Below are 24547 nucleotides of genomic sequence, written 5' to 3' on the forward strand. Positions count from 1 at the left end.
TTTTGAAATTGGTCATTTAATCATGCAAATAAGAGTTACTCATTTACACAAAATTCTTGACACTCTCGGAAATAATCATGAGGGCTCCTTTTTTGGTACTTGAATTATTTCCCGGGAAATAATTCTATTTCTTTCGCTGGGAAATCTTTTTATATCCAAGTACAATCACACCAACTAACACAGCAGCTCCTAATATCCAGAGGAAGATTAACCAGGTCTTCCCATCCTGAACAGTTTCAATTTGCTTCTTGGCTGATTTAGGATAGGGAATTCGCTTTGCGGTGTAAATCAGTCGATGTGAGTTGATCATGTATGGTGTGCAAGTCATTAAGGTGACCAGATCGCGATTTGGCTTGATAACTAAATCTGAAGTATCTGTTGGCTCGATTATTTTTGTAGATTCAATCTGATACGCGAGCTTCTTCTTCCCTATCTCTAGAAAAAATTGGTCACCAATTTTCAGCTTAGGCAAATCATCGAACATATCTGCTGATGGTAATCCTCGATGTGCTGAGATAACAGCATGTGTGTTCTTGCCACCCGTTGGATAAGAAGTGCCATCCAATAATGTTGCACCTTTATTTAACAAGGTATCATTGGTTTGATCGAACACCGGTAAATTAACTTTGATCTTGGGAATAGTCAGGCTACCCAACATGTGCTTATCGAAATAAGATTGTGGTTGTTGCTTTTCCTTATCACTTTCGACACTCTCGTTGTAATTCGCGACGCCAGGATTGTTTCCTTCTTTGGCAAGCTTTTCGTTCTCTCTTTTTTGTTTCGCCAGTATTTTATCTGCAGCGGCTTTATTTTCTTTTTTCGCTTTTTCTTGGTATTGACGAACAATTCGCTGGTCATTATAGTCACGAATCGCCGAACTGATGTAGGGATACAGCGCGATACAGATACCAGCAACAAACACGATGACCATAATAATATTGACAATCTTTCTCGACTTTTGTTGCTTCTTCTTTACCACAACTATTCCCCCTCACAACTATGTAACAAATTGACGCCAGTAACTCAGCGTCAATTTGTGGTGAAAATTTGTTTGCAATACGTTTCAGATTCTTCGATCGATGTCGAAAAATTATGCTTGTCGTTGTTGACGACGTTTCAGATAATACGCACCAACTGCAAGCATTGCACCAAGACCAATGATCATGAAGATCATGCGGCCCATACCACCAGTGCTTGGTAAACGTCCTTTTTCAAAGTTTTCGATATCTTGGATATTTTTATCCTTATCGAATCCTTCAGGAATAACTGTGAATCCAAATGTGCCTTCAGGTAAGACATACTTATCATTAGAAGTTGCAATTTCTCGCAATTGCTAATCTCCTGCAGCTAATCCTGAAACAGTCACAAGACCATCTGCATCTGATGTGTAGATTTTAACACCAAGATTTTCCCATGTTTCGTCTTCATCATCATCTGGAGCTGCTACCCAAAGGTTTTCAATATCTCCTGTGCAATAAAGCGCATCGGAACCCTCACCTTTTTGAACAACAAATTGTGCGCCATTCAAAGTTGCACCAGTTACGGCATCAATCTTAGAAAACTTATGACCATAAGTGATTACTTCAACTTCATCACCATCTTTGTATCCTTTTGTACTATCATTTGTCCAGTTCAAGGTTGGTTTATTTTCTTCCTTTTCATCAGGAACTGCATTTGAAGTCAATACCATGTTAAACTTCAATGTTAGAGTTTGACTCGCATACTTACCTAATATTGCAAGATCCGGTGTCGTTGAATCCTCATCATCATTAAAATACACTGTGAATCCGCCATCAGTAGCAGATGGGACAATTCGGAAGTCAAGGTCAGTAACTTGTGTTTCACCTGCCCATAACGTTGCAGTTTGACCAGCCACATATGCTAAATTATCAGATGGAGTATCTACAATGTTAAATTCAGTATATCTGTATACTCCCGATGTTGGCGTAGTCGTGTCTGCAATACCGCTAGGAACCAAGAAATTAATCTTGAATGGAATTTCTTGACCCACTGTGAAATCATTATTATCAACATCTAATTCCTTCTCAATATCTGGCGTATCATTTTTGATTTCAATTTTTTCTGCTGTATTTGTGTTAGGATCAATCGTAAATGGGTGATTGATAGCACTTTCAGGAATCACCATGCCTGTAGGCGCAGCAATTTCAGATACCAAATAATCTCCGGCTGCAAATTTAAAATTGTGACTACTAATTTCTACACCATTTTCATCAAGAACCGTATATGGTGTAGTTATAAATTTACCAGCTGCATCAGTTACAAATTCAAACGCATTACCTTTTGTGCCCCAGATAATTTCTCCGTTGCTATCATCAATACCTGTAACCCATTGTTCAACATTGTCGCGAATACGATGAATAACAAATGTCGCCCCAGCAACTGGTATATTCTTTCCAGCCAACGTATCAGTAGTCTTAACTAATTCCATACCACCTGATGCCTGTTCGTTTTTAGGATAAAGATGAATGTCTGATAATTCATTATCCGTATAGACTCCACCTGCAAATTCATAAACTGGGAATCCAAGAACCACATCTTCTTTATCAGTCACGGTTTCAGGACTATCAGATTCATGGAATAGGTAGACAGCATCCTTACCACCACTTTTCTTAGGCAATTCGCCGAATACTGCGGTACCTTCCCCTGCAGTTGTCTGGGAACCCTTATATGCACCACCTAAAGTATTTGCCCCATAAGTAATTGAAGGAGGAGTACCTTGAGTAATATTGGCAGAGCTCTTCAATAAGTCATAAATTTCTTCAACTGGCGTATTTACATGATCTGCTTGTCCACGTAAGCGATAATACTCTTCCGTAACATCAAAGGCTTGGAACGTGACACCATTTAGCGCGGTACCATCGAAATCCATTACAGAACCTGTATTTTGGTGATTACCTGTAACCCCTACTCGTTTGTGCAATGTTACTTTCGCGGTTTCTACTGTCGCTGCCACAACCGTTGATGCCTGGCCAACGCTTGCAATCAGTGGAAATAGTAATGCAATTAAGCTAAAGATCGACCACAGCCGATGATTTATTTTCTTCTTCATTCTTATGCCCCTTTTCCTTTTTTGTTTTGTTGCCGTTTATAAAAGTATCCTGCGACAGCGATAATGATCAATCCAATCAAAACTAATAACGTCGATTGCATTTCGCCCGTTTGTGGTAAAAATCCACCTAATCCTGGTTTTTGACTGCCCGATTCTGGTAATTGTGGTTCAGAAATAATCGGTGGTTCGATCACAGTTTCAGGAATGTTGTGTACTACTTGTTCTGGTGCTTGAACTGCGCCATTTTGATAGGTATTTTCATCTACGGAAAAGTCGATTGGATCTGTTAATTTGACGTAACCCGCAGGCGCCTTAACTTTGACTAATTGATAGTCGTTATAAGCTAACCCTTCGATATCAAATTTTCCCGACGCATTAGAAGTGAGTGTCGTTAAATTTTCGGCTTCATATTTTTCTGAAACATCACCACTCACGTTGAGCCATTCATAGGCGTCATCTTGTAAGCTTAAATATTCGCCGGCACTGTTTCTAACAACAAACGTGGCATCCGCTAATTGGCGATCACTATCTGTTAAATCGGTCTTCACGAAACGCTTGCCACCAGTAATGACGCGCGCTTCAGAATCCACTCGAAAAGCATTCAAGTAAATGTGCGACTCGTTGATCAGCCATTGATCGGCAGGCGCACCCGGTTTCAACTTCATTTGATAAGTGATCGTAACTTCTTTATTCGCATAATCTTTTAATTCACTTGGTTTGAAATCGATCCGGAAATTATCTTCTCCATCAAAAGTGATTTCATATGGTTGTTGACTTTCCGGAAGATCTTCAATCGCAACTTTCAAACTATCAGGAATTAATTCCAGATTTTCATCCGCAATATCCACCAAATAATACTGTTCTAATTCGTCAATGACTGCCGGTACAAGTGTCGTGATTTTGTACGGAATTGCGTCACCATAGCCGAAATCATCACGATCAGAATCGACGATCTTATCTAGGGTTGGCGGATCCTCATTTTTCGGATACAGATGAATGTCCGTTAATCGTTCATTTGTATAAGTTTGCGAGATCGTATCGAATCGATAAGCTGGCAAACCTAACACCATATCTGGTGCTTTAACTGTAATTGTTTCTGGTGCATTGGCCTCGTGGAAAAGGTAAACACTGTTTCGAGGCTCACCATCAATTAACGTTTGTTCGGAGAGTACAAATTGCACTAAACCCTCTTCATCTGTCACCTTATCAATTCCAACTTGTTCGCCAACACTCGGGTCAAGTTTGTCGTAAATCTCTTCTATCGACGCGTCAGAGTCCTCCTGGCGCATCTGGTAGAAGGCTTCGGTGACATTGTATGCCTGATAAGTGACATCAGCCAAAGGTGTCCCGTTTTTCAATAACTCCGCAGTCGCGGTCGTTCCATCGTTTTGAATTTTATTTGGTAATTGACCAGGTCCAAAGACCAGCTTGTGCAGATTAACCGTCACTTGCCCATCTGTCGTTGCGGATTTGGCTTGTTGCGGTGAAAGTAAGGTGAATAAATTGAGTGCTGTGATGATCGCAATCATTACAGAATTAATTATTTTTCGCCTATTCATACTTACTCCACCCCCTTAACTTGCCGTTGTCGCCAGATAAAGTATCCGGAAGCAATGACTAACAAGATGCCACTGATGATCCAAAACATCATGCGACCAGAACCACCAGTTTGCGGTAACGGCATGAATGGATCATTCTCGACAGTTAATTCGGCTGATATTTTAAGTTCTCCGGAAGTTCCTTTTTCGATCAAATCCAGATCCCCATTAGCCAAAACTTGAGAAACCTTCCAAGTATCGTTTTTCTGATCATATTCAAGCTGATAAATAATATCAGATTCACGATAATTGTCGGGCGCTTTCGTTTCAGTAATTCGATAAATTTTCCGCCAATCTAAACCAGCAAATAAGATATTGCCTTTTTCATCAGTCGTTAGTATTTGAGTTGTACTTCCATCCCCAGCATCTTCCGTTAATGTGAATTCAGCACCCTCTAATACTTGCCCAGACTGGGAATCTTTTTTTATGAGGTTAAGTTCAAACGGTTTGCGCTTGTTAACAACCTCCTCATTCTCTGGTAAACCTGTTACCGTGAGGTTATCAGCAATTGTTACCTCGAAATCAGCATAAGCACTATAACCATTCAACGCTTTAGATTCTGAAACAATGTAAACTCCTGGTGACAGACCTTCAAACCTAACGACGCCATCAGTTCCAGAGTAAACTGTATGAATAGCTTCACCAATCTGCTCCCCATCCTCATCGGTGTTAAAAATTTTAAATTCGACATCTGGTAAAATTCCTTTGCCTTCATCAACCTTGGTAAATTCAATATCCGTTGTTTCTGGATCAGGCTCACCTAAACGAATTTTGACATTATTCGTTGCCACTTGAAATGATTCTTCTTCAGACGCATACTCAAAGGTTGTAGACGCCTGATTAACCATTTCTTCTGCTTCACCATTCACCTTAATTAATAATCGAATACTAAAATCTTTACCATAATCAATTTCGACTTTCGATTGATCATTAATGGTTTTAGTTGCAGATTCCGATAGAACAAGTTTTAAATTATTACCAGTGATAGACGACTGCTCAGAAAGGGCATTCCCAATCTCTTTTCCGAATAAGTCGTAAACGACAATGCCAGCCAATCCACCGTCAAGTTCTACGCCTTTTGGGAGCTTGTCATCAATCATATATTTCGACGGTACAACTAAGCTTTGACCGCCAATATGAATTGTCTCTTGGTTAATAAAATAATAATAGTTTTTATCTTTTTCAACATAACGCTTTTCAAACGTTGGAACACCAGGCGCTAAATTCTCAGGATCATCAATATCATGTCCTTCAACACGAGCTGACGTCGGCAATTCCCATGGATTCATCACGTCTAAATCATTATAATAACGATGCTTGAAAATGGTATCGGCACCTGATGGACTGTCCCATTCATCGCCCGCCATGTATTCGTTGATTGGTTGCACTGTTTTTGTTGGCATGTTTTGTTTCACCGGAGTCGAGGAACTACTGGCAAACGTATTCCATGCCCGTCCCCAAGTCGACCCAAATTTAAAACTATGCGTTGAACCAACTATTGGGAAAGCAACAGCAGCCTTATGGTAAGTCTCACCACCGAGTTTATCTGTGAAATCTGGTATGCGTTCGGTGTCACCAATCTTATCTCTTTCATCAGCTCTCTCTGCATAATAGGTTCCGTTTGCATAGTCTGCTGAAGCAGAAAGAGAGTTATGTTTCAAAAGTGTTCCAGTAGACGTAACACCGATGTCTGTCTTATCAGCTAAGAACCCAGCGAATTCAAATGCATGCTCTAAATCCACACCTGGATTAGTTCCCCATTGATCCTCTGGAAGAGCACCTCCATTTTGTGAAGTGTGTACGCCACGATATGCATTTAGAGAAGCAAACGAAATATTGGCATCATTACCCTCTGTAAATCTAATAACCGCCTGTGAATCCGTATCATAGAATGTAAATTCGATGTCCATTTTTTTGATAAATCCATAAAGGACTCCAGAAAAAAGATTGTTTGAGAATTCAATATACGGTACATTATCGCGGCCTCCCCATGAAGGCTGTGGACCAACCGTGATGTTCGTGATCTCAACACGAGCTCCAACCGATTTTAATGATGGATTATCCTCAGTACCACTGTCATAGTAACCAACTTTATCGTAATCAAGCTCAATAGTTTCCTTGACAGCACCATTCATTAAAGTGTGACCGTCCTGACTAGCAAAAGTTTGTGCGCCGTAAATCAATGATTTTGCCTTACCACCGGCACCCAAACTACGAAAATTCTGATACATAGTGTTCAAGTTGTTGACACCGTTGTATGGATTATCTGTAGGTGCATAGGCCCTATTTGCATCGTGGGTTTCAGTCGGATTATCTTTTGTATACATTCTTCCGCCGGCATTAATCTGCAGGTTAGCGTAGACATTATCTGCAATGATTAAATTCCGACCTTCCGTTTGACCGTCTAACCTTGGAAGAGTATCGTTTGCCAATGTCCCAGCTGTTTCCGCTTCAGAAGATTCTTCAGTGTCTACTTCTGCTTCCGTTTCAGGGTCAGGGTCCTCTGCAGCTTCAGATTCTGTACTCTCTTCTGTATCAGGCGTTTCTGTTTCGGCTGGTGTTTCCACTTCAGCCTCAGTTTCTTGCCGTTCTGGGACAAGGTCCGTCAATTGATATGGACCTGAATCTTTTGCGGTCAACACATTTTGTGTCAACTTTTTCTCAACAGGTACCTGTGCGTTCGCTGGCTGTGTGTTTGCCAATGATTCGCTAGGCGAACTTGTCGGGATGATCGTTTGCTCGTCCATTTGCACCTGAATGGACAATTGTTGACTGACTTCATATGGCAATGTGATTTTTAATTCCTGATCAGTTTGCTCACCAGTAAATTCCTTAGTGATCAGCCAATCCTGATCATCCTCACTCCCATTTTGCCAATTTTCTAAAACAGTCGTTGATTGCAATTGTTCTAGTGGATATTTTGTTTCACCAGATTTCAATTGAATCTTCAACTGCCGCTGTGTTTCGATACTCTGCTTTTGTTCTAGTCGAAAAGTCCAAGCCACTTCATCAGCAACCAGTTCGTTACCAACGCTCACCTTGACCTTATCGTTATCCACCAAGACCGTCGAATCAGTTGCGACTACGTTACGGTGCTGATCGATACTACTAAAAACAAGTTGGACGAGAGGCATTAAAACAGCGAAAAGCATGATAAAAGCTGACTCTTTCCGCCATCTATTTGTCTTTGTCCTACTCCGTTTCCACATTGTCCCACTCCCTTTCTGCGTGAACCACTCCGATACTACGAATTCATCATAACTTGCAGTCTGGAGAGAAGGCAATAAATATCTATTATATAACTTATATATTTTATTAATTATTTATTATAGTTAAACAACGATGGTTATGTAACGCACGTCATTTTTTTCGACTAAAAAATTCCTTCTATATAAAAAAGCGCCGACTATTTTTAGTCGACGCTTCGAAACACGTATTTATTTATCAAGTCTTAAATTAAAACTTTGCCAGAACTTCTGCGTTCAATTGACGTAAGATTTCTTTGGCAAGCTGTAACGCACTTTCGTAATCTTCATACGCGATAAAACAATATGGCGTGTGGGCATAACGAACGGGTACACTGATCACAATTGTGGGCGCACCGTTGTAACGATTAATGATTGCACCATCTTGTCCACCACCAGTTCTAACCGAACGTTGAACTGGAATTTGCTTTTCAGCGGCGATATCTAACGCGAACTTTTGAAAATGTGGATTCGTCACAATAGTCGAATCGAAATCACGTAGCATTGGTCCTTTGCGCAAGCCGGATTGAATGAGATAATCTGGCATGACTGTATCATCCGCAGGAGCACCTTCGAAAACGATGGCCAAATCGGGTTTGATTTTGCGAACAACAACTTCTGCGCCACGATCACCAACTTCTTCTTGAGAAGATAAACCGGCAATGACATCAACGCCTAATTTTTCTGCAGCCATGTCTTTCATCGTTGAAGCTAACAAAGCCGTCCCGATTCGATTATCGAATGCCTTGCCAAGGAAGAGACCGGTCTGCTCATTATATTCGCACGTTACATCAGGAACAACCGGTGCACCGACTTCGATTTCGTAAACGTCGCGAATTTCTTGGGCATTAGAAGCACCTACATCAATACTGAGCTCCGTCGTTTTCGGCAAACGTGTGCGTTCTTCCGCTGTCATAAAATGCGGTGGTGTACTGCTGACGATTCCAGAAACCCATTGTCCTTTTTTATTGCGAATTTTAACTTTTTGGGCGGGAATTGTCACTGTTGCCCAACCACCGACGTTGACGAACATCATTTGGCCATTTGGCTTGATTGCACGAATCATGAACCCAACTTCATCGGAGTGCGCATCCAACTCGACCACCGGACGACTGCCATTATTGAATGGATGCTTAACGAAAACGTTGCGCATATGATCTTCGGCAATTTCACCACTACCCGCAACTTCTTGTTTAAATAATGAAGTGACTTCATCTTCGAACCCAGAAATTCCACGTACGTTGGAAAGATCTTGAATTAATTTCACTGCTTCTTTTTTATCCATATTTTCAGCTCCTTATTTTTCGTGTTTCACGTGAAACATTGCTTACCTTAAATATCATAACTGCTTTGTAGAATAAAAACAATCGACCAGGAAAAAAATAAACAGATTAGTTTTTTGCACGCCTGTTTGTGAATAAACGCCCCGGAAATAACGTTTTAAGAAAGTAGTTCCACGTGAAACATTCAAATGACTATGCCGACGGTCTTTCTTTAAGTCTGTTTGAGAAACAATTTAAATTAAACCTGAATTTTTCAAGGTAAAACTCGTATTTAGCACAAAATTTTAAAACATTTAGGCCAAAATCGGTCAGATGTGACCGATTAAAAAATGCAAATCACCCTAGATTTTCGAAATTCACAAATAAAAAAATCTTAATTTTATTAAACCCAAGGATTTTATTTTCAAAAAGCATATGGTATACTGTCTTGGGTGCCAAACCCAGGAGATGAAGTTTGCTGGCGCTTAGGCGTTTTGAAAACAGACTTGCATCTCCATTACATATCAAAAGGCCATGAATGGTTGATCACTCTAACTCGTTAGAGAAATTCAACCATTCATGGCCTTTTTTAATGCTTAATTTTTCCAAATATCCTTCATAACGATTGTTTGCTCGCGATCAGGTCCAACTGAGAATGTGGCATATGGTAGCCCCACTAATTCTGAAACTCGGCGGAGATAATTTTGCGCATTGGCAGGTAAATCAGAAAGTTGTTGTGCATACGTAATATCCTCTTGCCAACCAGGGAGTTCTTCATAAACGGGCTCACATTTAGCCAGGTCTGCAAGACTAGCAGGATAATATTTGATCAGCTTACCATCCAATCGATAAGCCACACAAATTTTAACCGTTTCGAGTCCCGTTAAGACATCGATTGAATTGAGGCAGAGTTCAGTGACCCCTGCCACGCGTTTCGAATGATTGACCACAACAGCATCGAACCAACCAATTCTCCGTGGCCGTTTCGTCACAACACCGAACTCATGGCCGGCTTCGCGAATGTAGTCGCCCGTTTCATTCAACTGCTCCGTTGGAAATGGGCCAGAACCCACACGCGATGTATAAGCCTTGGCAACACCAACAACATGGTCGATTGCCTTTGGTCCGATCCCGGCGCCGACTGAAACGCCACCCGCTGGATTAGAAGAGGTCACATAAGGATAAGTTCCCTGATCGAGATCAAGCATAATCCCTTGAGCGCCCTCGAACAATAAGTTCTGGTCATCTTCGAGTTTGTTGTTAAGCAAATAAGAAGTGTCAGTCACGTATGGTTTTAATTGTTGACCGTATTGATAAAATTCCTCGAAAATATCGTCGAAGCTTAATGGCTCAACACCATAAATTTTAGTCAGTAATTCATTTTTAAATTTAAGATTCGTTGCTAATTTTTTTTCAAAAGTATCGCGGTCTAATAAATCGGTCACGCGAATTCCTGAACGATCGGCTTTGTCCATGTACGCTGGTCCAATGCCCCGATTGGTCGTGCCAATTTTATTATCCTTACGGTAATTTTCTTCAGCTTTATCCAAAGCAATATGATATGGCAGAATCAAATGAGCGCGATCCGAAATCACGAGATTATCAGTGCTCAAGCCTTGTGCCTGCACACGGGCAATTTCTTCAACCAATGATTTAGGATTCAGAACAACACCATTGCCAAGCACGCACAACTTATCAGAATAAAGAATGCCAGAAGGAATCGACCGCAATTTATAAGTCTTGCCTTCCAACTTGATTGTGTGACCAGCATTATCTCCTCCCTGATAACGTGTAATAACATTGGCTCCCTGACTTAAAAAGTCCGTGATTTTACCTTTGCCTTCATCGCCCCATTGAGTACCCACAACAACCGTTCCAGACATATTAGCAACTCCCTTTATTTATTAACACCAAATTGAATTCTAACATTGATAGTTACTATTTTCAATGTCAAAATTGAATATAGCGCAAACACAAAGAAAAATCAGCAGTAAAAAACGAACATTGTCGTTTTTGCTGCTGATTTAATATTTCCTGGGAAATAATTTTTTTATTCGTCGCGATTAGAAACAGATGCAAATTTATTATAGGATTTTACAAACAATAGTGGCACAGTTCCGCGGGCACCAGAACGGTTCTTCTCGATAATGACTTCGACTGGCCCGACGTCTTGCTCACCTTCGTCTTGTGGCTGTGGTGCGCCGCCATCACCATCCGCATCTTCAGGTCGATAATAATCTTCCCGATAGAGAAATGCAACGATGTCGGCATCCTGCTCGATTGAACCCGATTCACGAATATCAGAAAGCACTGGTCGTTTGTCTTGCCGTTGTTCCACACCACGCGATAATTGTGATAGTGCAACGACTGGCACGTGTAATTCTTTGGCGAGTTTTTTCAATTGACGGGAAATTGCTGAGACTTCTTGTTGACGGTTTTCTTGACCGCTACCTTCGATCAGTTGCAGGTAATCGACGACGATCAAGCCAAGATCTTTCTGCTCTTGCTGCAGTCGACGACATTTCGCCCGAATTTCTGCCATCTTAACTCCCGGCGTATCGTCGATATAAATTTTAGCTTTGGATAAACTGGCCATGGCAACCATCAAGTGATCCCATTCTTCGGTGGTTAATTGACCCGTCCGTAAATGATCCGCGGTGATATTTCCCTCCGCACAAATCATTCGGTTGACTAATTGCTCAGCCCCCATTTCCAAACTAAAAATTGCGATCGATACATCGGCGTTCTTCGTTCCAATATTCTGGGCAATATTCAATGCAAATGCAGTTTTACCAACACCAGGACGCGCTGCTAAGATAATTAACTCATCTTCGTGTAAGCCGGCTGTAATTTTGTCCAAGGCGGCATAACCGGTCGATAAACCAGTAATACTGCTGTCTTGTTGCGTTAAATTATCGATGTTAGCCATAGATTCAAGCAACACATCACTGATCTGCTTAAACCCATTGCGATTGCGATTCTGACTCACATCCATGATCTGCTTCTCAGCATCATCCAAGATCGTCGAAGCATCGTCATCTTGTTGGTAACTTTGATTGACAATATGCGTAGCTGTACCGATCAAACGGCGTAACATCGATTTTTCTTCGACGATTTTCGCATAGTAGGTAATATTGCGATATGACGGCGTATTAGCCGCGAGTTCCGCGATATAAGTCGCGCCACCTACATCATCGAACTGATGACGACTCTCCAATTCACTACGCACTGTAACCACATCAATAGCATCTTGGCGCTCGTTGATATTGATCATCGCTTGGAAAATGATTTGATTTGCACGACGATAAAAATCATCGGGAACCAAAAATTCCATGGCATCAATGATCGTATCTGGACGCAAGAATATTGACCCAATGACTGACTGTTCTGCCTCTTCACTATGTGGTGGCAATTGATTTTGTAAATTATCCATGTATCCCTCTCGGCTTAACCCACTGTGACCTAGTAAAAAGTCTGGCTCAAATTCGCCAAACTTTCGATTAACGTTCTATTTTATTCTGCGGTGATATGAACTCGAATCTTTGCGTTAACGCCGTTATAAAGTTTAACAGAAACATTCGTATAACCTAACGCTTTGATTGGTTCTGGTAAATTCAACTTGCGCTTATCAATTTTAATACCGAATTGATCCTCAAGTGCAGTCACAATTTGTTTGCTAGGAACGGAGCCGAATAATCGGCTGTCTGAACCCGCTTTTGATTTAATTGCAACGACGGTTTCATCGGCTTCAAGTTTTTCTTTGATTTGTTTAGCTTCAGCTTTTTCGTTGGCAGCCACTTTTTCTTCGGCCTTTTGTTGCGCTTGTAATTGTCTGATTGCCTGTGGTGTGGCCAACTGAGCTTTGCCACCCTTGATCAAGAAATTACGCGCATAACCATCGGGAACTTCTTTGACCTGGCCACGTTTAGCTTTACCACGAACATCTTCGAGAAAAATAACTTTCATTGTAACTACCTCCAAGTAAATTAATTAATAAATTAGGCTGGTTTTTTGGTAATAATATCGTTCAATTGTTTCTTAGCTTGTGCAACAGAAATTCCCTTGAGTTGAGTCGCGGCGTTCGATAAATGACCGCCACCGCCCATTTGTTCCATGATCACTTGAACATTAACCTCGCCAACACTTCGAGCGGAAATCCCGACGACCCCATCTGGACGTCGACTGATGACAAACGAAGCATCGATCCCGGATAATTTCAGCATGGTATCGGCTGCTTGAGCGGCAATGACTGGATCATAAGTCTGATCTTCTTCGCCTAATGCAACAGCAATATTATTGGTGACCATTTCTAAATTGTCAATCAAATGATTTCGCTGTATGAATTCATCTGGATTTTCCTTGAGCAATTGCTGAACCATTGCGTTATTGGCACCGACCGAACGTAAATAACTCGCCGCGTCAAATGTTCGTGTTCCTGTCCGTTGCGCAAACGAACGGGTATCCACAGAAATACCAGCAAGCATTGCAGTCGCTTCAATTTTGTTCAACGGATCGACATCCGTCGGTTGATATTCGAATATTTCGGCAATCAACTCACAAGTTGAAGAGGCATAAGGCTCAATATAAGTTAGCATTGGATTCTCGGGAAATTCTTCACCACGACGATGATGATCAATGATCACAACACGCTGCTTGAGCCGCTCATAAAGCTCGGGGCTGATCGAGATCGATGGCTTAGAGTGATCGACCATGATCAACATACTTTCACTATTGACCATGCTCAAGGCTACCTCTGGAGAAACAATACTATCGTTAATTTCGGGATATTCTTGAATCTCTTTGACTAAACGTTGAACATCCGTATGGATCGAGTTCTGATCTAAGACAATATGACACTGGATCCCATTCATTTGCGCGATCCGGCGAATCCCCAAGGAAGCACCGACAGCATCCATATCCGGGCGACTGTGTCCCATAACAAAGATGTCATGCGCTGGTGCAAATAAACCTTGCAACGCCTGACTGATCATCCGTGCACGCACACGAGTTCGCTTTTCCATCGGATTCGTTTTGCCACCGTAAAAATGGGCCTGTTGACCTTTCGCACGTACGACAACTTGGTCACCACCACGTCCGAGTGCTAAATCTAAATTACCTTGAGAAGTGACCGCTAATTCCGCCAAATCTTCACTACCATAGGCAAACCCAATACTCAAGGTTACCGGAAAGTTTTGGACAGAAGTGTCCTCGCGAATTTTATCAAGGATCTTAAACTTATTCTCTTCAGCACGAGTCAAAGCCTTGGCATAGGCAAGCACGAAGAAATGATCTTCATCGACTCGCTTCAAGAACATTTGGTAACTCGTCGCCCAATCGGTCAGCCGATTCGTCAAATAATTACTCAGATTAGAAACACTCTGATCATCCATAGCTTGCGTGATCTCGTCATAATTATCAATAAAAATCTGACCGATCACGACCTGCTGATCATTGAAAAGCTGTTCGATCCTAGCCGATCTCGTCACATCAAGTAGATATAACGCGCCGACTTTTTCTTGAACGGTGATTTCAAACTTGCAATTTCCCCAATCGACGACTTTGGTCACTTCGTCATCTTTATGTTGGGTCACAAGGTCAGCTAAATCAGGATCGACTTCCTTAAGTTTACGGCCTAAAACACTCTGATCACCCAAATATTTCTGTAAAGTGGGATTGATCCATTGAATTTTTTCGTTCTGATCGAAAAGCATGATCCCGATCGGCATTTGGATCAGCGCCTCTTGTTCACCACGCTTGATCCGATATGAGAGGTCTGAAACATACTTATTCGTGTTCTTAGAAAGAATTTCAAACCCGTAAAAAATAACGCCGATCAATAAAATCATTGCCACTAAAAAGATAATGCCGAAAACCGGTGTGATGATCAACGCGATCACACTAGCAATAATTGTGATTCCGACGATGGTTAACGCAATGATCCGCAATTGCACATCAGCGAAAAAAGTGGGAATGCTGATCAAATTCCGGATCCAACTCATTATTTTTTTCATAGTATCCCTTCATGACATCGAAGTTGAACATTACGACTCAACGCGACAAAATACACGCCAAGTGTCAAATGGTTACTTATGCCTATTTTACCATAAACGCATCGACATTTCCGCAAAGTGAAAATGGCTCAGGATCCAACAAAAAATGTGGTCCTTAATTCAAAAAACCTCTAAGATTGGCTGTACCAATTCTTGGAGGTCATTTAAAAATACAAACGATTATTTTTTACTATTAATCTTGGAAGACTTGTTCATATAAGGATTCACCGAAATCGGCTTCGGTTGCTAACTGTTCGTCATGTTCACCATCCTGCGATAAAACAACGACTACTAAAGCACCCTTGTTCGTCTCGAATACGGCCGCATCATTTTGAACGCCATATTCGTCGTATTCGCCGGTTTTATTATAAACCTTGATAGTTGCCGGCAATTTAGCTGGAAGCTTCGTATGGTTGTTATTTTGGGCGAGAATGGCCAACATATTCTGATCCGCATCTTTGGAAATCAACTTCTGATTATAGATTCGTTTCATGACCATCCCTAAATCTTTAACCGAGGTCATATTATCGCGTCCAGCGTTCAATGCATCTTGATCCATCAGCTTTCGGTTTAAGCTCGTGTCCGTTGCACCTAAGTCTTCAATTTCTTGATTGACCGCATCTAACCCGCCTAAACGATCGATGATCACATTAGCCGCCATATTATCACTATCGATGATCATATGACGGATCAATTCTTGATTCGTTAGCTGCGTGCCATTGGCCATACTTTGAAGAACACCAGTCCCACCGACTTTATCGCTCGCCTGCACCGTATAAACACCACTCATATCAAAAGTACCCGCTTCAGCCATTTGGTAAGCTGCTGCCATGATAAACACTTTGATACTACTTGCAGAACGTTGCGACTGATTATTCTCGATGACTGTCTTCGAACTATCCGCAGGTGAAACATAAACAGAATTGACACCAGACATTTGGCCAATCGTTGAACCAATTAGGTCATCAATATCGCTCGTTGTAAAATTCAACTCAGATTTTTTAGCAGATGATTCTTTTTCTGCCTTACTTTTTGAAGCAGCTTTTGATTCAGAACGGCTCTGCTTTTCGGCAACGGATTTCGAACTAGACTCTTTGGCAACCCGACTGACCGCAATTTGTTTGTTTTGTTGATGACGATAAAAATAATAGCTACCGCCTGCAGCTACGATCAAAACAAGCAATGCAATGATCCACAACCCTGTATGACGATGCTTCTCTTGATTATTTGAACGGCCTGTTCGTCGATTTTCAACTTGATGACTTCCTGATACCGCCGAAGTATTCGTGATTGCCGAATGATCCGTTGATTTAGTGCTGGTATTTTGAGAATGATCATCTTGTTGATTGGACCCAGCAGCCATTGACTGTTCAGATCTTGAGATATTCTCAGAAGACGGTGTCGCAATCGATTCATCTTTTTCAATGAAACGATCCGCTAAAGATTGTTTTTCTGGTTTTGATTTGGTAACTCTTCTGGCAACTACGGGTTCAACTTTTTCAGTAGATTGTTGCTTCCGCAAATCAAACCCACATTTTTCGCAGAATTTATTATGGCTATCATTGATCTCGCCACAATTTGGACAAGCTTGAGTACTCGAAACGGTTTTTTCAATGAGTGGCTGCCCGCAATTTTCACAGAATTTTGCATTTGCTGGATTCTGATGACCACAATTTTCACACTTCATTTTTTTACCCCTGTCTACCCTTTTATCACGTTAATTTAGTGAGTACTAGTTGAACGCGTTTGCTGATGGAATAATTGATAACCCGTCAAGACGATCAACACAATGATGCAAATTCCCGCCAGATAACCCATCAAGCCAACCTTGATCACACTATTAATAACTTGCGCACCAAATAATTGCATCGTCGAAGAATCCGCACCACTGGCCTTGATCACTTGGTCAACAATCAAACGTTTCAAGCCTTGAAATCCACCAAAGTAAACAATTCCAGCCACGATCGAGCCGACAAACGCTAAAATTTGACCCTGGCGCGCTTTAACAAATTGACCGACGATCACCAAAATTGGACCGGCCGCTAAGAGTAGCAAAATTGGGAACAAATAATTTTTTAACTCGCTATCGGCTTGGCCGATCATTTTTAATTGTGCGTAAAAAGTTCCGTTAATTGTTGTTTCTATAAATTGAGTCGCAGCAGAACTGAGCCCTAATGATGAAAAAAGTTCTGAAATTTCATTGCCAAACAAACTACTGATCGAACTTAAATCAACATTGATTAAATGACCGACATACGTGCTGAGCAAGACGATAAAACTACCTATCAATACAATTAACCGCGTAATAGACAGCTGGCCAGCCGATGTTGGTCGCTTCGTAAATAAATGGGCTAATTGCTGTTCAAGTGCCAAAGGACCGACACCTTTTTCCTGAGCGATATACAACGAACCGATAAAGAGAACTGCTGCCAAAACGAAGCCGAGCAACCAGCTTTCTATAAATCCTAACACTAAAATAATTGCTGCTAAAATTGCCAAGATCACATTATTCTTGACTAGAGCCACACACTTCGCCCAACCATCTGCAAAATCAAAGTTAGCCTTGTTCTGATCCGATTCACCTGAATTTTCAGTCGTTTGAGGTTCAGTTGGTTGATCGACCGATTCACTTTCATCTACAGAAGTGTGATCAGGCTCGAATGGATCAGTAGACGTTTCTGAATCTTCACTATCGAGTTTAGTCGTCTCATCTTCTTGATCAGATGAATCTGATGACGTTTCAAAATTCAGATTGGATTTATCATCTTCAATTTCTGGATCTTTAGCCGCCATCACGGTTGACGTAGTTGATTGTTCAGAATTTGTATCCACATTGTCTTGCAATGGTGCACTGACTGCTTCAGGTTTAACTAACCGCTGACCACACTGAGCACAAAATTGCGCGTCGCTCGAATTTTTGGCACCGCAATGGGTGCAATAAATAATATCATCATCATTCATATTTATTTCTCCTCGTATTAATTCTGGAAAAGTCACTAAAATTACTTTAAGTTTACCATGACTGAACAATTAATAGTGTATTTATTCTGAATTTAGTCGGAATATTTATTAAAATATCTGGTTGACGAAAAGCATAAATATACTATCAATATACGTCGCTAAAATTTAGCCCTTTTTCGATCGCGTTCTTCTGGTCATGACTAAACCGCGCTGGCACGAGTAAAATCATTTTCTTAATTCACATTTTGAGGTATTAAAAAAGAGCTGCAAAATGCAGCTCTTAAAATGATATTAGTTTTCTTCGCCTACGAATGGTAGCAAAGCCATAATTCTTGAACGCTTGATAGCAATGGTTAGCTTACGTTGATTTAACGAGCTAGTGCCACTTACTCGGCGTGGTAAGATTTTACCTCTTTCAGAGATAAAACGTTTCAACAATTCTGTGTCTTTGTAGTCAATGTATTCGATGTGGTTTGCGGCGATGAAGTCGACTTTACGGCGACGACGATTACCTCCACGACGTTGTTGTTGAGCCATGTTAGTTCCTCCTTTCAAGCGTTATTTTATTTGATTGTTTTAATTGTTTAGAATGGTAGATCATCATCAGAAATATCAATTGGTTCGCCAGTGTTTGCAAACGGATCATTCGTTGCCGAATCAGCCGGATTGTTTTGACCCTGACTTTGATTATTCTGAGGTGCTGAGTAATTGTTTGAAGAACCGGAATTAGTTGGGTGGCTGCTATTTGAACTGCTGCTACCAGTACTACTTCCTTTAGGTTCAAGTAATGAGAAAGTATCCACGACAACTTCGGTGACATACACACGTTGGCCTTGTTGATTATCATATGAACGCGTTTGAATTCGACCATCGACACCAACTAAAGAACCTTTATGCGTAAAGTTCGCGAAGTTTTCAGCCGGCTTGCGCCAGATCACACACTGGATAAAATCGGCTTCTCGTTCTCCCTGGGCATTTGTAAATTGGCGATTAACGGCAACCGTAAAAGTTGCAACCGCAGTACCACTACCGGTGTAACGCAACTCAACGTCTTTAGTTAGTCGGCCAACAAGTACTACACGATTAATCATTTAAAAATCCCCTTTCAACCACTAAAAATTATTTTTTGTCATCACGTTTGACGATCATTTGACGTAAAACAGATGAATCGATCTTTGCAAGACGATCAAATTCGTTAATTGCTTTAGCGTTATCAGCCTTAACATTAACGATATGATAGATACCTTCGCGGTAATTCTTGATTTCGTAAGCGAGACGTCGCTTAGACCAATCTTTAGAACTAACCACTTCAGCACCGTCACTACCTAAAACATCATCATAGTGTTTGATCAAAGTACTCTTTGACTCTTCGTCAAGATCGGGCTTGATGATATAAGTAACTTCATAAAATTCTTGTGCCATGTGTTACACCTCCTTTTGGACTATTGGTTCTTATCTACTAAGAACAAGGAGCAAGCAGTCAAAAAAATCTGCTCACAAGCTACTAGTTTATCATAGATAAGTTATTTAGACAATATAAAATCGCTTTGTCGACTAAAAGAAACCTTGAGTTGGTTACACTTTTATATACGGCAAAACGATCTGTTTTACTTTTGATGATTGTAATTAATTATCTAAATCGTCAGAATCTGATTCGTCGGAGTCATCATCCACCGTCTCATCGGCTGCTTCAGCACGATCAACTAATTCTTGAACATCATCAGGCAAATCGGTTGTGCGTTCAGCATCCGTTATTTCAACCTGATCATCAGTAACTGCTTGACCTTCGACAGTTGATCCTGCAGGAGCATCAGAATTGGTTTCATCCGCTACTTCTGCATCCGGATCTTCATGATCGACTTTTGCAAGTGTTGCAACCTTAGTCCCGTTATCAACTTTAATTAAACGAACACCTAAAGTTGCTCGACCCGTTTGAGAAACATTTGTAACTGGGAATCTGATCAAGACGCCTTCAGTTGTGATCAGCATCAGATCTTCACTGCCATTTACTGCAACCAAACCAGCTAATGGTCCGTTTTTAACCGTAATATTAGCAGTCTTGATTCCTTTACCACCGCGACCCTTGATCGGATATTCCGCAACCGCCGTTCGTTTACCATAACCATTCTCAGAAATCGTTAAAATTTCTTGATCAGGTGTTAAAACAGCCGAACCGATTACATAATCATCCGCACGCAAGCGAATACCACGAACACCAGCGGCCGTCCGACCCATCGAACGAACGGCTTCTTCGTTGAAGGACACAGCATAACCTAAGTGTGTACCGATCAAAATATTCTGTTTCCCATCAGTCAACAGGACATTAGTCAGTTCGTCACCATCACGTAAAGTCAACGCACGTAAGCCATTAGCACGAATATTAGAAAATTCGCTAACCGTCGTCCGCTTAACCGTACCTAAACGCGTGATAAAGAATAAGCTGTCTTCGTTATCAACGTCATGAATATTGATCACGGTCTCAACATTTTCACCAGTATCGATCCCGAGTAAATTAATGATCGGCAAACCTTTGGCCGTCCGACCATATTCTGGAATCTCATAACCTTTCGCACGATAAACCTTGCCTGTGTTTGTGAAGAACAGCAACGTATCATGCGTCGACGTATAGATCAATTGCTCGATAAAATCGTCGTCATGGACGCCCATACCTTGAATCCCACGACCACCACGATTTTGAACTTTAAATTCTGTCGCTGGTAATCGTTTAACATAGCCATTGTGAGTTAACACAATCATGACGTCTTGTTCTTCGATCAGATCTTCATCCTCGAGACTTAATTCTTCGCCGACTAATAATTCAGTCCGACGTTCATCCCCGAAGCGTTTTTGAATCTCTAATAATTCTTCATAAATGATTTGATCGATCCGTTCTGGACGCGCCAAAATATCTTCCAAGTCGGTAATTGTTTTCATCAACTCAGTGTATTCTGCTTCGATCTTGTCGCGTTCCAAACCGGTCAAACGTACAAGACGCATGTCCAAGATAGCTTGTGACTGCTTATCGCTGAGTTTGAAACGATCCATCATCGTGTTCTTGGCAATTTCACCGGTCTCAGAACTACGAATGATCCGAATGATCTCATCGATATGATCTAAGGCAATCCGCAAACCTTCAAGAATATGCGCACGCGCCTTAGCCTTCTTCAAATCGAATTTAGTCCGGCGACGAATGACTTGTTCTTGATGCTTCAGATAATATTGCAAAATTTCTTTAAGACTTAATTGTTTAGGCGCCCCATTAACGATCGCGACCATATTAAATCCGAAAGTTGTTTGTAACGGCGTCATTTTGAACAAATTATTCAAAACAACCGAGGCGCTTGTATCGCGACGAACATCGATGACAACGCGCATCCCGTCACGATCAGATTCATCCGTTAAGTCGATAATACCGTCAAGCCGCTTATCACGTGCTAATTCAGCGATACGTTCAACTAATTTGGCCTTGTTGACCATATAAGGAATTTCGTGAACAATAATACGCTCACGACCATTTTTCAACGTCGTAACTTCGGTTTTTGCGCGAAGAATAATGGTTCCTTTACCAGTTTCATAGGCCCGACGAATGCCAGATTTACCCATGACGATCCCACCAGTTGGAAAATCAGGACCAGGAACTACTTCCATCAGATCTGCAATCGTCGCATCTGGATTTTTCATCAACAAATGCAAGGCACTAATAACTTCGGATAAATTATGCGGCGGAATATTAGTGGTCATCCCAACGGCAATACCCGTGGCACCATTGACCAGCAAGTTAGGAAAACGTGCTGGCAAAACTTCGGGTTCTCGCTCAGTACCGTCATAATTTGGTTGAAAATCAATCGTGTCTTTATTAATATCGCGCAACATTTCCACGGCAATTTTACTCATCCGCGCTTCGGTATAACGCATCGCTGCAGCGCCATCCCCATCGACAGACCCAAAGTTACCATGCCCATCGACTAACATATAACGATAACTGAAATCCTGCGCCATTCTGACCATTGATTCATAAATTGCCGAGTCGCCGTGGGGATGGTACTTACCCATGACATCGCCGACAATTCTGGCTGATTTCTTATAAGGTTTATCGGGTGTGACCCCTAACTCGTTCATGCCGTACAAAATTCGACGATGAACAGGTTTTAAACCATCACGAACGTCTGGTAAGGCTCGTGCGACAATAACACTCATTGCATAATCCAAAAAGGAATCGCGCATTGTTCGAGCTAAATTAACGGTATCAATGCGTCGATCTTCAAACTCTGCCATTTATTCGCAACCTCCCCTTCTACACGTCTAAGTTCTTAGTATATTTCGCATTAGTTTCAATAAATTCACGTCGTGGTGCAACGTCATCGCCCATTAACATTTGGAAAACACTATCGGCTTCTTTAGCGTCTGTAACCTGAACACGATCCATTCTCCGATTCTCCGGATTCATCGTCGTTGTCCATAATTGTTCAGCATCCATTTCACCTAAACCTTTGTAACGCTGAATCACTGGTTTTGGTGATGCGGACAACTGACCCATGACTTCATTCAATTCCTCATCAGAATCAATATAACGCATGAATTTACCCTGACGAACTTGATATAGAGGTGGCTTGGCGATATAAACGTAGCCTGCCTCAACAACCGGACGCATATAACGATAAAAGAGCGTCAACAACAAAGTCCGAATATGAGCACCATCGACATCGGCATCGGTCATAATAATTAACTTGTGATACCGCGCCTTGCTTAAATCAAAGTCACCACCAAATCCAGTTCCCATGGCCGTGAATAAAGTTCTAATTTCTTCGTTAGCCAAAATTCGCTCCATAGAAGCCTTCTCGACATTCAGAATCTTCCCACGGATCGGTAAAATTGCTTGCGTCAATCGTGAACGACCCTGCTTAGCAGAACCACCGGCAGAATCACCCTCGACGATAAATAATTCAGAAATTTCTGGATCCTTACTAGAATTATCTGCCAATTTACCAGGCAGATTGCTAATTTCCAAACCAGATTTCTTACGTGTGACTTCACGTGCATGCTTGGCCGCAAGTCGTGCCTTCGCTGCGAGTTGACCTTTTTCAACAACTTGTCTAGCCGTTGCAGGATTCTCCATCAGAAACTTCGTAAATGTTTCTGAAAACATCTTATCAGTCACACTACGCGCATCGGAATTTCCTAACTTAGTCTTCGTCTGACCTTCAAATTGTGGGTCTGGATGCTTGATCGACACAACCGCAGTCATACCTTCACGCACATCATCACCAGACAGCTTGTCTTCATTTTCCTTAACGAGGCCGAGTTTGCGACCATAATCGTTGACGACACGAGTCAGTGCCGCCTTGAAGCCAGCCTCATGAGTCCCACCTTCGTAAGTATGAATATTGTTGGCGAAAGTCATCAAGTTAGAATGAAAATCATCGGTATATTGCAAGGCAACTTCAACCGTAATACCGTCTTGTTCGCCTTCAACATAAATTGGCGTTGGAAAAAGAACATCTTTTCCCTCGTTGAGAAATTCGACATAACTCTTAATACCACCAACATAATGATATTCAATGCGTTCTGCAGTGGCCACACGTTTATCGGTAAAGGTTAATTTCAAACCCTTGTTCAAGAAAGCCAATTCACGAATTCGTGTATTTAAAATTTGATCATCATAGACCGTTGTTTCTGTAAAAATATCTGGATCCGGACGGAAGTGCACTTTAGTCCCATGTTCATGCTCAGGTGCATCGCCAATGATCTTCATTTCTGTATTAACTTTGCCACGGACAAAATCCATGTAGTACTGCTTGCCTTCATGAGTGACCGTTACATCTAGCTCAGTAGACAAAGCATTAACAACCGAAGCACCGACACCATGAAGACCACCAGAAACTTTATAACCGCCGCCGCCAAACTTACCGCCGGCATGAAGAATGGTAAAAACAGTTTCCAAGGCTGGACGTTTCGTCTTTTTTTGAATACCAACTGGAATACCACGACCATCATCAGTCACGGTCACACTGTTATCGGGTTCAACGATCACATTGATAACAGAAGCAAAGCCCGCTAAAGCCTCGTCGATCCCATTATCGATAATTTCCCAAACTAAATGGTGCAGCCCTTGTGAACTGGTCGAACCAATATACATCCCAGGACGCTTACGAACAGCTTCCAAGCCTTCAAGCACTTGAATTTGACTGGCATCATATTCACGCGCCTTTTCTTCTTTTGCTTCGAGTTCAACTTCTTTTTCAGCATCTTCGCTAGTCGTTGGTTTATTTTCGTCGTTCAAGTAAAAGCCTCCTAAAAATCAAGTTGTGAGCCATCACGGGTTGAAATCAATGGCTAAGTCGCGAATAACTAAAATCTTGGT

The 24547-nt window shown here is 41.5% G+C and carries 17 protein-coding genes; all 17 read right to left on the reverse strand.

The window, feature by feature from the left end; genetic code table 11:
- Window positions 1-124 precede the first annotated feature (124 nt).
- On the reverse strand, window positions 125-979 hold the full coding sequence (locus EKM67_RS10740; RefSeq protein WP_164506534.1) for a class C sortase: 855 nt from the start codon (window positions 977-979) through the stop codon (window positions 125-127).
- A gap of 111 nt (window positions 980-1090) precedes the next feature.
- A complete protein-coding gene (locus EKM67_RS02355; protein WP_125576916.1) occupies window positions 1091-1330 on the reverse strand; it encodes an LPXTG cell wall anchor domain-containing protein in 240 nt (79 codons plus the stop codon).
- A gap of 3 nt (window positions 1331-1333) precedes the next feature.
- On the reverse strand, window positions 1334-3070 hold the full coding sequence (locus tag EKM67_RS02360; RefSeq protein ID WP_125576918.1) for a pilin N-terminal domain-containing protein: 1737 nt from the start codon (window positions 3068-3070) through the stop codon (window positions 1334-1336).
- A 2-nt stretch (window positions 3071-3072) separates the two neighbouring features.
- The gene (locus EKM67_RS02365; RefSeq protein ID WP_125577037.1) at window positions 3073-4629 is read right to left on the reverse strand and encodes a SpaH/EbpB family LPXTG-anchored major pilin; all 1557 of its coding nucleotides are present in this window, start codon (window positions 4627-4629) and stop codon (window positions 3073-3075) included.
- 2 nt (window positions 4630-4631) lie between these two features.
- A complete protein-coding gene (locus EKM67_RS02370) occupies window positions 4632-7820 on the reverse strand; it encodes a SpaA isopeptide-forming pilin-related protein (protein WP_164506535.1) in 3189 nt (1062 codons plus the stop codon).
- Window positions 7821-8124: 304 nt separating this feature from the next.
- Window positions 8125-9198 (reverse strand): M42 family metallopeptidase, encoded by a 1074-nt coding sequence (locus EKM67_RS02375; protein ID WP_125576921.1) that lies wholly within the window; start codon window positions 9196-9198, stop codon window positions 8125-8127.
- A gap of 573 nt (window positions 9199-9771) precedes the next feature.
- Entirely contained in the window at window positions 9772-11058 is a 1287-nt protein-coding gene (locus EKM67_RS02380) for an adenylosuccinate synthase (protein ID WP_125576923.1), read from the reverse strand.
- A gap of 167 nt (window positions 11059-11225) precedes the next feature.
- A complete protein-coding gene (gene dnaB, locus EKM67_RS02385; RefSeq protein ID WP_125576925.1) occupies window positions 11226-12608 on the reverse strand; it encodes a replicative DNA helicase in 1383 nt (460 codons plus the stop codon).
- An 80-nt stretch (window positions 12609-12688) separates the two neighbouring features.
- On the reverse strand, window positions 12689-13141 hold the full coding sequence (rplI, locus tag EKM67_RS02390) for a 50S ribosomal protein L9 (protein WP_125576927.1): 453 nt from the start codon (window positions 13139-13141) through the stop codon (window positions 12689-12691).
- 32 nt (window positions 13142-13173) lie between these two features.
- Window positions 13174-15186, reverse strand: a complete 2013-nt coding sequence (locus EKM67_RS02395; protein WP_125576929.1) for a DHH family phosphoesterase — start codon at window positions 15184-15186, stop codon at window positions 13174-13176.
- A gap of 232 nt (window positions 15187-15418) precedes the next feature.
- Window positions 15419-16912 carry a serine hydrolase gene (locus tag EKM67_RS02400; protein WP_125576931.1) on the reverse strand — a complete coding sequence of 498 codons (1494 nt, stop codon included), beginning with the start codon at window positions 16910-16912 and terminating at the stop codon, window positions 15419-15421.
- A gap of 35 nt (window positions 16913-16947) precedes the next feature.
- Complete coding sequence (locus EKM67_RS02405; protein ID WP_125576933.1) at window positions 16948-18186, reverse strand: zinc ribbon domain-containing protein; 1239 nt, start codon at window positions 18184-18186, stop codon at window positions 16948-16950.
- A 291-nt stretch (window positions 18187-18477) separates the two neighbouring features.
- Window positions 18478-18723, reverse strand: coding sequence for a 30S ribosomal protein S18 (rpsR, locus tag EKM67_RS02410; RefSeq protein WP_125576935.1), 246 nt, complete (start codon window positions 18721-18723; stop codon window positions 18478-18480).
- Between the two features lie 47 nt (window positions 18724-18770).
- Window positions 18771-19277: a single-stranded DNA-binding protein gene (ssb, locus tag EKM67_RS02415; RefSeq protein WP_125576937.1), complete on the reverse strand. Its 507-nt coding sequence runs from the start codon at window positions 19275-19277 to the stop codon at window positions 18771-18773.
- Window positions 19278-19305: 28 nt separating this feature from the next.
- Window positions 19306-19608: a 30S ribosomal protein S6 gene (gene rpsF, locus EKM67_RS02420; RefSeq protein ID WP_125576939.1), complete on the reverse strand. Its 303-nt coding sequence runs from the start codon at window positions 19606-19608 to the stop codon at window positions 19306-19308.
- A gap of 204 nt (window positions 19609-19812) precedes the next feature.
- Window positions 19813-22461 (reverse strand): DNA gyrase subunit A, encoded by a 2649-nt coding sequence (gyrA, locus tag EKM67_RS02425; RefSeq protein WP_125576941.1) that lies wholly within the window; start codon window positions 22459-22461, stop codon window positions 19813-19815.
- Window positions 22462-22480: 19 nt separating this feature from the next.
- Window positions 22481-24466, reverse strand: coding sequence for a DNA topoisomerase (ATP-hydrolyzing) subunit B (gene gyrB, locus EKM67_RS02430; RefSeq protein WP_125576943.1), 1986 nt, complete (start codon window positions 24464-24466; stop codon window positions 22481-22483).
- Window positions 24467-24547: the final 81 nt, after the last annotated feature.

It is taken from the genome of Lapidilactobacillus mulanensis, assembly GCF_003946215.1.
Taxonomy (GTDB): Bacteria; Bacillota; Bacilli; order Lactobacillales; family Lactobacillaceae; genus Lapidilactobacillus; species Lapidilactobacillus mulanensis.